The organism is Bradyrhizobium sp. NBAIM14 (assembly GCF_020193895.1).
Taxonomy (GTDB): Bacteria; Pseudomonadota; Alphaproteobacteria; order Rhizobiales; family Xanthobacteraceae; genus Bradyrhizobium; species Bradyrhizobium yuanmingense.
Window position 1 is genome coordinate 186,896 of sequence record NZ_JADYVQ010000014.1, and the last position, 12,065, is coordinate 198,960.

At 58.1% G+C, this 12,065-nt stretch carries 11 protein-coding genes; 5 read left to right on the forward strand and 6 right to left on the reverse strand.

Features of this window, described 5'->3' with window-relative positions; translation table 11 throughout:
• Positions 1–75: 75 nt before the first annotated feature.
• The 4 genes from I6F28_RS27165 to I6F28_RS27180 all read left to right on the forward strand — a co-directional run bounded on the left by I6F28_RS27165 (position 76) and on the right by I6F28_RS27180 (position 6,345).
• On the forward strand, positions 76–978 hold the full coding sequence (locus tag I6F28_RS27165; RefSeq protein ID WP_225130885.1) for an EamA family transporter: 903 nt from the start codon (positions 76–78) through the stop codon (positions 976–978).
• Positions 975–2,261, forward strand: coding sequence for an ATP-grasp domain-containing protein (locus I6F28_RS27170; protein WP_225130883.1), 1,287 nt, complete (start codon positions 975–977; stop codon positions 2,259–2,261). Before I6F28_RS27165 ends, I6F28_RS27170 begins: the two co-directional genes overlap by 4 nt.
• Positions 2,261–3,598, forward strand: coding sequence for a glutamine synthetase (locus tag I6F28_RS27175; RefSeq protein ID WP_225142067.1), 1,338 nt, complete (start codon positions 2,261–2,263; stop codon positions 3,596–3,598). Before I6F28_RS27170 ends, I6F28_RS27175 begins: the two co-directional genes overlap by 1 nt.
• 2,276 nt (positions 3,599–5,874) lie before the next feature.
• Positions 5,875–6,345 carry a hypothetical protein gene (locus tag I6F28_RS27180; RefSeq protein ID WP_225131000.1) on the forward strand — a complete coding sequence of 157 codons (471 nt, stop codon included), beginning with the start codon at positions 5,875–5,877 and terminating at the stop codon, positions 6,343–6,345.
• Here I6F28_RS27180 and I6F28_RS27185 read toward each other — a convergent pair whose 3' ends face one another.
• The 6 genes from I6F28_RS27185 to I6F28_RS27210 all read right to left on the reverse strand — a co-directional run bounded on the left by I6F28_RS27185 (position 6,346) and on the right by I6F28_RS27210 (position 10,791).
• Positions 6,346–6,789, reverse strand: a complete 444-nt coding sequence (locus I6F28_RS27185; RefSeq protein WP_463671670.1) for an IS66 family transposase — start codon at positions 6,787–6,789, stop codon at positions 6,346–6,348. It abuts the gene before it with no gap.
• A 94-nt stretch (positions 6,790–6,883) separates the two neighbouring features.
• Entirely contained in the window at positions 6,884–7,339 is a 456-nt protein-coding gene (locus I6F28_RS37890) for a transposase (protein ID WP_524536121.1), read from the reverse strand.
• Between the two features lie 224 nt (positions 7,340–7,563).
• Positions 7,564–8,160 (reverse strand): anthranilate synthase component II, encoded by a 597-nt coding sequence (locus tag I6F28_RS27195; protein ID WP_225142069.1) that lies wholly within the window; start codon positions 8,158–8,160, stop codon positions 7,564–7,566.
• Positions 8,157–9,551: an aminodeoxychorismate synthase component I gene (gene pabB, locus I6F28_RS27200; RefSeq protein ID WP_225142071.1), complete on the reverse strand. Its 1,395-nt coding sequence runs from the start codon at positions 9,549–9,551 to the stop codon at positions 8,157–8,159. The genes I6F28_RS27195 and pabB overlap by 4 nt, the downstream gene beginning before the upstream one ends.
• Positions 9,552–9,735: 184 nt before the next feature.
• Entirely contained in the window at positions 9,736–10,020 is a 285-nt protein-coding gene (locus tag I6F28_RS27205) for a Dabb family protein (RefSeq protein WP_225130875.1), read from the reverse strand.
• A 135-nt stretch (positions 10,021–10,155) separates the two neighbouring features.
• Positions 10,156–10,791 (reverse strand): GntR family transcriptional regulator, encoded by a 636-nt coding sequence (locus tag I6F28_RS27210; RefSeq protein ID WP_225130873.1) that lies wholly within the window; start codon positions 10,789–10,791, stop codon positions 10,156–10,158.
• 114 nt (positions 10,792–10,905) lie between these two features.
• Between I6F28_RS27210 and bioB the strand changes: the two genes are divergently transcribed.
• The gene (gene bioB, locus I6F28_RS27215; RefSeq protein ID WP_225142073.1) at positions 10,906–11,901 is read left to right on the forward strand and encodes a biotin synthase BioB; all 996 of its coding nucleotides are present in this window, start codon (positions 10,906–10,908) and stop codon (positions 11,899–11,901) included.
• Positions 11,902–12,065: the final 164 nt, after the last annotated feature.

The window sequence follows — 12,065 nt, forward strand, 5'->3', positions numbered from 1 at the left end:
TCCCTCGGAGCCGAAGCACGCGTCCGGTCCTGCGAGGGCCGTGCGCCGCCTCGCGGGCACAGGAAGACTGGAGGATTGGCGAATCGCTTCGTTCTGGGAGTCCTATTTGTGGCGCTTTATGTCGTCGTGAGCGCGGCAGGCGAGGTTTATGCGGCGTCGTATTTTCAGCAAGCGGATGTGTTCGTCGCGCTCCTGCTGACCTTCGCTGTGGTTTGTCTGATGTTCAATCTCCTGGCTCGCCAGGAAGGACGCGAGGCAACGGTGGCGAAATGGTCGCTCCTCGTCTTCGTCGCGCTCAATGTCGTGACAGCAATCAGCTGGATCGGCCTATTTATCGGACTGAAATACGCTGAACCTGCGATCGTCATCGCCTTCATGGTGGCGCTGGGGCCCACCGCAACAGTGTGGTTAAACGCACTGATCAGGCGCCAGGGTGCCCCTCCAGCATCCGATATTGTCGTGAGCGTTACGATCGCAACGATCGGGAGTTACATGATTTGGATCTCGGCCAGCGGCAACGCAGGCGTGGAGTGGGGGGCTCGATCGTCCTTCGGCATCGTCTTGGCGATCGTGGCCGGCCTATCGCTGGCCCTTACAAATATACTTGTCAAACTGCTGTTCGATCGTGGGTTTTCTGGCCGACAAGTCCTGGCGCATCGCTTTTATGGAACGATTCTCTTGCTGCTGGGACTGGTCGACCATTCATCTATCGTGCCTGAGATCTCGCAGCATTGGTTTGCGATCGCGGCAATTGGGCTGTCGACGATCATTGTTCCTTTGCTCTTGATCCAGCAGGGCATTCGCCGGGTAGAGCCCTTCACCGTCAACATGGTCCTGTCCACCGCCCCTATCATCACCTTCCTGTTCCAGTACTTCGATTCTCGCATCGTGCCTTCGTTACATACGTTCATAGGAAATGCTCTCATTACGGCTGTCGCTGTCGGAAACATCTACTTGCAGTATCGGAGATCCGCATGAAAGAACGGAGTTGTGTAATCGTAGACGCATATTCTACCGGCCGATACCTACCGGAAGAATTCAAGCGCTATGGAATTGGAACGGTGCATGTGATGTCGGCTGCACAGATTCCGTCCATATTCCAATCGCATTTCAATGCGGATCTTTATGATGAAGTCATTCGCCCCACCGAGCGCATGGGATATGACGACATCGTTGATTATCATCTTCAGGCTCTCCATGGCCGGGAATTGGAGTTCGTTGTCGCGGGCTGCGAGACCGGAGTTGAACTCGCCGATTCTCTGTCGGAGCGGCTTGGCTTACCATCAAATGGGACTGCGCTATCCGCTGCTCGGCGTGACAAAGCGCGATTGTCTTGCGCGCTGACCTTTGCAGGCGTGCGATCGATCAGACAAGTCGTGTCCGACAGTCCTGTAGAGATCGCGAGCTGGAAGCGTGAAGCGAAGTTCGATCAGATCGTGATCAAGCCGCTGAACAGTACGGGTACCGAGGATGTATTCTTTTGCTCGACAGACGCTGATATTCAGCGGGCTGTGAGCGCAATTGTCGGGAAGACGAACCGTGTCGGAGCGTTGAATCGTTTTGCCCTTGGGCAAGAAAAAATAAACGGCCAGCAATATACCGTAAATGCCGTCTCGATCGAAGGGGAAGCCTTCGTTACGGAGGCGTGGACCTATGACACGGTTCCGATTGAGAGGGCATCATCGGTCTGCTCACTTGAGAGATTGTTGGGGGGCAACGAACCAATCGTTCAGGAACTGTCCGACTACTTGGTGCGTGCGTTGCAGGCACTACAGATCGTCGACGGACCGGCTCATGCTGAGATCATCGTCGATCATCGGGGACCGGTTCTGGTGGACTTCGGAGCGAGGCTTCAAGGGACCATGTCGGCAAAAGCACGAACGATGGCGTTGGGGCACAACCATATGACCTTGACGGCCTGGCGTTACGCAGATCCCAAGGGCTTTGGTGAATATATGAGGCTGCGCGGGCCCTACAAGCGGCAGGCTCACGCACTTTGCGTCTCGCTGATCTCAGATATGAGCGGTGTCGTTGCCGGTTACCCGGGACTCGAAGCAATCCGCAAGCTCCCGAGCTTCGCGGATGCCATTGCATTCGTCCCGATTGGTCAAGAGCTAGTTCCCACGATCGACTTAGTGTCGACACCAGGCATCGTTTATCTCGTGAATAGCGACTTGACTCAGCTTGAGAATGACTATCGCAAGTTGCGAGCAATGCGGATGGACCAGGTGTTCGATTTGGTGATGCAGGATCGCGACTGATGCCAACTGATCCCAGGTTGACCGGAGCGAATCCAGCCCGCGCGGCGATGGTCGGCTTAAGCGACTTCGATGGCGTTCTGCGAGGCAAACACGTCTTAGGTGAAGATCTCGCGGGTGAAGATAAAGTTATCAAGTTCTCTGAAGCGGTGCTGGCGTGGGATTGTACGGACCGGGTCATTCCGGCCAGTTTCACGCAAAAGCCGCTATCGGCGTTCGGAGATGCTGACCTGCGGATTTTGTCAGGCACCGGCCGTTCGGTGTCTCATCTCGGCGATCAATATCTCTATCTCGCGGAGTTCGCGGGCGCACATGAGAACATCTGTCCGCGCGGTGTTCTGCGTAAGGTCCTGCGAAGGACTGCTGACCACGGATACGACTGCACTGCCGGGTTCGAGTTTGAATTTATGCTGTTTAAGGAGAACGCAGACACGATTGAAGACAAGCCGTTCGGCGAATGGGCTCCTTTAACGCGCGGCCCGTTCGGCTACTCGATTGCGCGCTCTGTCGCACAACATGAGCTGTTCGATGAGATCTTGGCGATTTGTGAGAAGGCTAGAATACCTCTCAGCGGACTACACTTTGAAACGGGACCTGCCGTTGTCGAAGCGTCACTTCGTCATTGTGATGCGCTGGAAGCCGCCGATCGAGCAATCATATTCAAGTCGATGATAAAAGCCTGGGCGCAAACGCGAGGCATGATGGCTACATTCATGGCCAAGGTTTCCGAGAAATGGCCCGGCCAGTCCGGCCATATTCACATCTCGATGTCCTCGGATAGTAAAAATGTATTTTACGACGGTGATGCGTTAGGCAACGTCTCCGATCTTATGAGGCAATTCATCGCCGGACAACTAGAATACATGAATGAGTTCTGTGTGCTCGCTGCGCCGAACGTCAACAGCTACAAGAGATTGGTACCTGGCTGCTGGGCACCAATCTGTCCAAGCTGGGGCCTTGACAACCGCTCCTGCGCGGTTCGCGCCATTCCGGGAGAGCCATCTGCGCATCGCCTGGAATATAGGCTGCCTGGCGCAGACGTGAACCCGTATCTCGCGCTCGCATGTGCGATTGGTTCAGGAATATTGGGCTTCGAGACAGGTCCGGAACTACCGGCTTCGATCGTCGGTGATGCAAGCCTGGAAATGTGTCGTCCGTCCGCGAGGCTGCCTCAAAGCCTATCAGAGGCAACATCTCGGTTTGCAGAGTCTGCAGCGGCCAGTGATGTCTTCGGAGAAAGGTTTGTTGAAGCGTTCGCTTGCTCGCGCCGTTGGGAGTGGGAATCCGTTCAACATCGGGTCACCGACTTTGAACGTCGGAGATACTTCGAGATCATTTAGCTTGAGCTCTTCGCTAGTTCTGAACCTCCTTCCGTTGGCCGGTGCCGGCGCGACCATCGCGGCTGTCTGTGCCGCTAATGTTGAGCTTCATACAGAGCAAGTGTGCGTTACTCGTTAAGTGAGGACCTTGGGAACGGTGAGGAGGTCTGCTATTATCTGCTCTATGGCAGCAACCGCGATTGCTCCGTTCTAGCAACGAACAACACCATTTCCATTCGCATCAATGAAGACGTTCTCGACTTCTTCAAGCGGGAAGGCATGGTCGATTATGCTCAGAGCACGAGCCGAAGAGGCCCGTGATGCGCGACGCTGTAGCCGAGCCGCAGAGCCACGCAGGACGCGAGGCTCACCATTAATGGGGGCAGCGCGACCAGACGATGGCTTAGCCGCCGCCGGCCACAACGAGGCTGGCGTTGATCGGTGCTGACTTATACTCTTGGCGCGGCGCTCTGAAATCCCATCAGGGAAGAGGTCCCAGTCACCTTGGGTCCATTAAGTTCATGAGAGAGCGATGGCGGCGAACGCTACACGGCCATCTTGGGACCGAAAGGCCCCAACGACGTTCAACTCATTCATCACCCTCGGCCAACTTTGCCGAGTGAAGCTGCGGCACCAAGGACTTCCTCAGATATCTATGGCGGTCTTGCGCCAGGGTTTGATTCGCCGGCACTTTTCGAATGGCGTGAGGACGCTCCTTCGGCGCTGGCGCCAAACCTTTCCCTGCCGTCTGCCGCACCGGCATCAGGCCATCAGCCACTCCCGCAAGTGCCTGAACTGAGAGAGTTGTTCGGCGATCACTGGACGCACGGCCCCCAAGAGGCTTCGCCTGTCGTGATCGACATATTGCAGAGCCTAGGTCTTCTGCCGAGCCGGGATGTCCCAATGACCCGTTTCTTAGTCCACGGTCAGCCCTACACGGCCGAGAGCCTACCGGGAGGCCGCGTTCTTCTCTTCCATCGGCCGCAACTTGGCTGAACGGGGCTCGTGGGCACCTAGTGTTTCGGCACAGAGATTTTGAGTCTTTTTGCTTTCGGCACTCTGGTAGATATTTTAGAATAGAGAGCGGCCTAATTTGGTGCGCGCCTTCTCGATCGCGAACATCCAATTGATGGGTGCGCGCTCGGCGTTGCGGCGTTCTCCCATGCAGCGGTCTCTCTGACGAGATGGGCATAACTGTCGATGCGCCGGTCGAGACACTGACGGGCGAGCGCGCTAATCTCGATCTCGATGATGTTGAGCCAATTGGCATGCTTCGGGGGCAATGAAATTCGCGCATGCGCTCGGCAAAGTCGACGGCGGCCGGTGCTAGATGGCCTTCACTGGCCACATACCCCATTTGTACCTTTGGAGTGCACCACATGCTTCTGCGCCATGGCTTGAGATCGTTCTCGGCCAGGCGCCGTCTCGCGCGACAGGCTCTCCTGCGACGTCAGTCTGACCGTCTCGTCGGCCAGCAGCTCCAGTGTCCAGCGCGCGCGGTCGGAGGGCTGAAGCAGGAGGTGGCCACCAGAAGGACCTCTTCTTTGTCGTTGAGCTCGCGCTCTGCCCCTGCACGGGCTCTCCGCTCTGGGCGGCCACCGGGTTGCCTTGCGACAAAACGCCGACGGGTTCGATAGACCATCGAGTGGCCGACGTCCACGCTGCTGGCGATATCGTCACCACTCATCCCGGCATCGGCGGCATCTGCGCCTTTAGCTTGCGCACCGCCTGTCTGCCTCCGGCGCATCGAGGATGTGCTTGATTTGTACGCCGAGCCGCCCAATGAAGCAGTGCGGGCGCGGTCCGGATCCTACCGGCGGGGGGCTGAGTTGACGAAAGGTTCCTGCCGCATCCGCACTGCTGATGAGGCTGACGAGAAACATGACTCGGCGCCGACCGTTCTGGTACGCTAGCACTGTCCCTGCCACATCCCGCCAACCTCAACGGCTCTGTATCCGGGGGAGCTTACTGAAAGCTGACAGACCTGCGCGACAAATCACAAATGGAAGGGGCCCCAGGGCAGCTTGCCACTAGACGTCAGGACGTTCAGGTCCAGACAAAAGGCCGTTCGGCGCGCTTACGATCAGCGGCCGCTACAGCGGCGCGACGGACCGGAGGGGCGGTCAGCCTAGTCCACTGCAAGCTTTATGACTGATCGCCGGTTACGACATCCGGCTTCGGGCGGGTCTTCGAGGAGGAGAGTTTACCATTTGGATCACGCATCAGGCGCGTCCGGACCAAATACGTCGCACCGCTTACACAGTAGCGGTCTAGCTGGCTAGACATTCCTCGTGAACATGACCATATTGCCGAGCCGTCTCTCGATCCAAGAGCGCGCTATTGTCCGCAAAATGATAGACACAGCAGTTCTATTTAAGCCGCTCGGCTGCAGCCGTGATAACTTCGAAATTCTTGGTATCAGACATATGTTCCCTCACATGAACTCCTGGGACAAATCGCCAGGAGATTCTCTGACAATCGAACATCATCCGCTACATGGGGTGACCTACGCGCTTACGCTTGTTTTAGCGCTTTGCCGTCGATACGGGCTCCGGCCATTTCGTTATCACCGCCAGCGACGCAACACGGTGATGATCCGTGCGTCACTGGGCTTCGTCGACAAGGTGCTGCTGCCGGAGTTCACCGAGCTGGCGAGGTCGCTGCAAGTCTATCTGCACGAGGTGACGCCGCGCGTGATCCGCGACGAGTCTATGACGGACGACACCCGCGATGCGCAGGAAGTTACAGATGCCCTGCCGTCGAACTGATCAGGCGGCGAGCTTTGCCTCAGAACCATCGCGCTCGGCTTTCCAATTCCACGGCAACAGCATGTGCAGCCGATTGATCTTTGTACGTCCGGAGACGATGCGCTCGAGAACATTGGTCAGATAGTGCCGCGGATCGATGTCGTTCAGCTTCGCCGTGTTGATGAGCGACGCGAGAATGGCCCATGTCTCGGCCCCGCCTTCACTGCCGGCGAACAAGTAGTTCTTCTTTCCCAGGCCTATCGGCTTGATGCTGCGTTCGACCGTATTGCTGTCGATCTCGATGCGCCCGTCATCGATGAAGCGCGTCAGACCTTCCCAATGGTTGAGAGTGTAGCTGATGGCCTTGCCAAGACCGGACTTCTTCACGCGATCTCGGCGCTTGGAGCGGAAGACACAAAGTCCGCCGTCGTACGGATCGGCCCCAAACGCCTCGCTCACCAGCATCGCTAGCTAGTCCATGCCGTGACGGAAATCGATCGGCTGCGTCGCGATCCAGATCGACAACCCTGGTCGGAGCCCGATCATCGGCCAACCGTCCCTACTGCGGCCAGCACCTCGCACCGCGCCCGGCGGTCGACCGTCCCCCTGACACGGATACAAACCGCGCCGACCTCGATCTCGATTGCCGCCTGCTCTTCGCACGAGGGCAATTTGCCCCCGCAGCCGGTGATCGCGACCGGCAAAAGCCAGCTGGCACGTCTCCGTACCCGCGCTCCACCACCTTCGCCCGCATTGTCCGACGACGCCACAGAAACAACAGGCTTGGGCTGATGTCGTGTTGTCGCGCCATCGCGGACACGCTTGCACCCGGCGCAAAACTCTCCGCGACAATCGCCGCCTTCGCATCGGTCGACCAGCGCCGTCGCCGGCCCGTCCCGGTAATGATCTCGACACGCTGCAGCGTGTCCGAGCCGTCCTTGAGGATAGACGTATGCCTATCCTTATCGCCATCCTTACGACTATCCTTTGACATGGTGATCTCGTGACGAACCATTCCACGAGATCTTTCTAACCGACTAGATCAGCCCTCAGCGCGTGGTGCCTCGATGACGCTCACGAAACCGCAAGGTCCGGTTTCTGTCGGAGGCGCGCCGCTGACTGCGGAGCCGAGCACGGAACAGCGCTGATTACCACAAAATGCCTGCCATATGGCGCTGCGCCTTCCAACCACGTCGGAAACCAACAGTCCACCATCTTGATCGGCAGGCGAGCCGCCTCTCATTGCTCCGCGTGGTTTCGAAAATCCTCTGTGAGTCGCAAGAAGTTCATAAGCAGGACGTGCCCCTGTGACGTCAGTATCGACTCGGGATGGAACTGGACCCCATAAGTGGGATAATAGCCGTGCGTGAAGGCCATGATCTCGCCTTCCTCCGAACGCGCTGTCACTATGAGATTCTGCGCACATGACTGATCAAGCTCGACGATAAGAGAATGGTAGCGTCCGACGTCAAGCGAGGTTGGCAGCCCCTTGAATAACCCTCGGCCGTCATGCGCAATGTACGAGCGCCGACCGTGCATGGGCCGATGCGCACGCGCCACCCGTCCTCCGAAAACGCTTCCAATACATTGATGTCCAAGGCAGATGCCGAGAATTGGTACGCGTCCTGAAAGTTCGCGAACCACTGCTGTCGATATTCCTGCCTCATTTGGGGTGCAGGGGCCGGGCGATATGACCACCGCGCGCGGGTTGAGACCAACGAGCTCGCTGATGCTGATAGCATCGTTTCGGATCACTTCCGTTGCTTCACTGAGCTTGTGGAAATAGCGGGCAATGTTGAACACGAAGGAATCGTAATTATCGATGATGACAATCAAAATGCACCAGCTGGTTCAGAACCAAATGCATCAAAGATTCGCTCTGCCTTGGCGAGCGTTTCCTCGTATTCGGCCTCGGGCTCCGACAGGGCCGTTATACCGCTGCCCGCATGAAACACAGCCAGGTCGCCGTCGATCGTGACCGTGCGGATCGCAATACTTGTGTCCATGTGCCCGTTGAAGCCGATGAAGCCGATCGCCCCACAATAGACCTCTCGCGCTATGCGCTCGATTTCTGTAATAATTTCCATCGACCGCAGCTTTGGCGCTCCCGTAATGGAGCCGCCGGGGAAGCAAGCACGGAGCAGGCTAACGGCGTCTTCGCCTCCGGCAAGTTTCCCCGTAACGATCGACACGAGATGGTGCACTGAGGCATAGGACTCGAGATTGCACAGGGCCGGAACCTCGACCGAATGCGCGGTGCAAACGCGTGACAGATCGTTGCGCAAAAGGTCAACAATCATCGTGTTCTCGGCATGATCCTTTTCGGAAGCGAGGAGAACAGCCGCACGGCGCTGGTCTTCCTTGAAATCAGGAGAACGCGCGATCGTGCCCTTGATAGGTCGTGTCTCGACTTGTCGTCCCTCAAGCTTCAGGAATCGTTCCGGCGAACTTGATGCGATGGTCAGCTTTCCCCATCGCAGCAGGGCCGCAAAAGGCGCTGGATTCAATGATCGTAGCTGGCAATAGAAGGCGAGTGGATCAAACGAGGTCGACAGGCGGGCGCTGAAACGCTGCGCAATATTCGCCTGGAACACGTCACCCGCCAGGATCAAGTCGATCACGCGTTGTACCGCCGCAACGTAGCCCTCGCGGCTGAAGTTCGAGCGCCATGCGCCCGCTTTGCTGGGACAACCCTTCTGTGGCGCCTTTGGACCGGCAAGCAATGCTGCAAACTGGTCGGCTCGACGACGCGCTCGTTCGCTCCGTCGCACCAGATCCTGCTCCGGCCATCCGGTCGAGACGATCCAGCATTTGTTATCCCGGTGGTCGAAGCTGATGACCACATCATAGAAATGCAGGATGGATTGGGGCAAACCCAGACCGGCAATTGCCGGCGCAGACAATCGCTCCAATGTCCTGTTCATGTCGTAGGCAAGGTAGCCCGCCGCTCCTCCCTGGAACGGCGGGAGATCGGGACGATGCTCTTGCGGGTACTTCGCGAGTAGCGTGCGAAGGACCTTCCATGGATCGGCCTCGAGAGTCAGTCCGTTCCAACTGACTTGGCCGTTCGCGACCCTATAGGTGCTGAACGGGTCGCACGTTAGATATGAGTAGCGCCCAAGCAGCTCGTGCCTTGCTACGCTATCGAGAAACGTGAGATGCGATCGATGCCCGAGACGTCGCATCGCTATGACAGGGTCAACCCACTGCAACTCGCGAACGTACATCGTGGTTATCGGTCACCGGCGGCTGACGTCGTGAAAGTGCCGTTCCATCTGTTGGCCCCCCCGATGAGAACGACGCTTGCCTGCGATGGGCCGAAACTTGAGGCCCATTGCCAAGTTAACCAGGCGGTGGACTTTTTGCTGCGACAGCACCTGGATCATCCTGCCGTGGAGGCGCAAGGGGTATCTATGCATCGTAGTCGGCCGCGAACCGCAGCTCGCGGAGCGGTCGGACCCGCTTAATCGACTCCCGGTAGAGATCGTGCGCCTTGTACGCTGCGAGCTCCGCCTCGCTGTCGAACTCACCATAGACCACGACATCGATATCGTTGCCGAGCTGATCGGTCTTGCGGTTGCGGGCAACCTCAAGCCGGCGCGCATGTGGTATCGTGGTGAGAAGCGAAAGACCTTCGATGATATGGTCGATATGCGCCTCGTCCTTGGCGCTGAAGAAGACGATGTGACGAATCATGGCCGTCCGTGGAGATGTCGCTAGTGGGTGGCATAACTATCTGGGAATAGAGCCCGTTGCAATGAGGCTAGTCGCTTGCCGCATGATCGTCGCTTGCGATCGTCGGCGATCCGCAATGAAGCTTGCCAGATTTGCTCAGGGCGCCGGAAGGGCAAGGCGCTCAATGGTTTGAATGTGCCGCGTGAGCAGATTACAGGCTTGATCGACGTTGCGCGTTCGCAAGGCTTGCAGAATCAGGCGGTGATCTTGATTGGAGCGCGGTCGCCAGCCCACCGATCGCGCCATCGCGAACACCAATCGAGAATTGGCAAGCTGCAGTCCATCGAGGCTCGCGAGCAGACGCGGCATTCCGCACGGCGCGACCAAGGCTTGGTGAAAGGCGCGGTTGGCTGTCTCAAACTCCTCGATCGTCTTTGCATTGTCTCCTTCGATCAGGGCGAGCTCGATCTGAGCCAAATGAGCTGTTGTGAGCCTTGGCCCCGAATGGCGCAATGCCACCACTTCGAGCGCGGCGCGCATTTCGGCGATCTCCTTCACTGAACGGGTATCGAGCGGGGAAACCCGAACACCGCGACGCGGCACCGCGACAACAAGATGTTGTGCCTGCAACTGCCGAAAGGCCTCGCGCACGGGGACGTGGCTGGAATTGAATTCTCGTGCCACGTGATCCTGACGGAGTGGCGCGCCTGGCTCTAAGGCGCCGCTGATAATGCGCTCAGCAATTGAGTCCGCGATGCGCGCGACCGTCGTCATGTTGTCACTAGTGATCATAGATTATCTACCGCAATAACCGGTGCATTTGCGAGACAGCTCGATTAGCATCTCTTCGAGGGCAATGACTATAGATAATTGACGCGATTATCTACAATTGAGCGGGATTGGCTTATGGATGCTGCTGCGCAAGTCCAGCGGAAGGAAGCAGGCAACGGGACGCAGGTTCGTTATCATTGGAATGTCGAAGAGGCTAAGGCGCTCTACGACCGTCCTTTTGCCGACCTGATGCTTCAGGCGCAGCACGCTCATCGCAAGAACTTCGATCCAAACCACGTCGAAACTGCGAGCCTGCTCAGCATCAAGACCGGCGGCTGTCCGGAAGACTGCGGCTACTGCTCGCAAAGCGCGCATTACGAGACCGGCCTGAAAGCCACTCGTCTGATGCGTTGCGCCGATGTGGTTGCGACCGCGCAGCGCGCGAAGGGTGCCGGCGCCACGCGCTTCTGCATGGCCGCGGCCTGGCGCACGCCAAAAGATCGCGATCTTGATTCCGTCTGCGACATGGTCAAGGCGGTCAAGGGACTCGGCATGGAAACGTGCGTCACGCTCGGCATGCTGACAACGAAGCAGGCCGCGCGCCTCGCCGAGGCCGGCCTTGACTTCTACAATCACAACGTCGACACATCGCCCGAGTTTTACAGCAAGATCATCACCACCCGCAGCCTGCAGGACCGCATCGATACGCTGGCGCATGTGCGCGATGCCGGCATCAAGATCTGCTGCGGCGGGATTATCGGCATGGGCGAGCGCGTCGAGGACCGCCTGGGTATGCTCGTGCTGCTCGCCAATCTTCCCAACCATCCCGAAAGCGTGCCGATCAACCTGTGGAACAAGATCGAGGGCGTGCCGGTGGAAGACACCGCGGGGCCTCCCGATCCGATCGCGCTGGTCCGGCTGCTGGCGACCGCGCGGATCATGATGCCGAGGAGTGTGGTTCGCTTGTCCGCCGGGCGGCAATACATGACCGATGAATTGCAGGCGCTTTGCTTCTTGGCCGGCGCAAATTCAATCTTCGTCGGCGACGTGCTCTTGACCACCAAAAACCCGAAAGTTGATCGCGACGCGGATCTGCTGGCCCGGCTCGGCATCACGTCCGGGCTCTCCTGACGGAAGCAGTGCGCGCAATATGTTGCCCCCTACATCCAGCCTAGCATTACAGTTGCAATTTTTTCCTGAGATGGGCTTTGCGCGCGTTGGCCTGATGGGCCCTACGCCAAGACGACCATGCGAGGATATGGGCGTGCGGGATGCGCCGCTGGGCAAGCTTCATG

Coding starts and splice junctions, on each gene's coding strand:
- I6F28_RS27170 (WP_225130883.1), top strand. CDS start 975: ATGAAAGAACGGAGTTGTGTAATCGTAGACGCATATTCTACCGGCCGA.
- I6F28_RS27175 (WP_225142067.1), top strand. CDS start 2,261: ATGCCAACTGATCCCAGGTTGACCGGAGCGAATCCAGCCCGCGCGGCG.
- I6F28_RS27180 (WP_225131000.1), top strand. CDS start 5,875: ATGACCATATTGCCGAGCCGTCTCTCGATCCAAGAGCGCGCTATTGTC.
- I6F28_RS27185 (WP_463671670.1), bottom strand. CDS start 6,789: ATGCTGGTGAGCGAGGCGTTTGGGGCCGATCCGTACGACGGCGGACTT.
- I6F28_RS37890 (WP_524536121.1), bottom strand. CDS start 7,339: ATGGTTCGTCACGAGATCACCATGTCAAAGGATAGTCGTAAGGATGGC.
- pabB (WP_225142071.1), bottom strand. CDS start 9,551: ATGTACGTTCGCGAGTTGCAGTGGGTTGACCCTGTCATAGCGATGCGA.
- I6F28_RS27205 (WP_225130875.1), bottom strand. CDS start 10,020: ATGATTCGTCACATCGTCTTCTTCAGCGCCAAGGACGAGGCGCATATC.
- I6F28_RS27210 (WP_225130873.1), bottom strand. CDS start 10,791: ATGATCACTAGTGACAACATGACGACGGTCGCGCGCATCGCGGACTCA.
- bioB (WP_225142073.1), top strand. CDS start 10,906: ATGGATGCTGCTGCGCAAGTCCAGCGGAAGGAAGCAGGCAACGGGACG.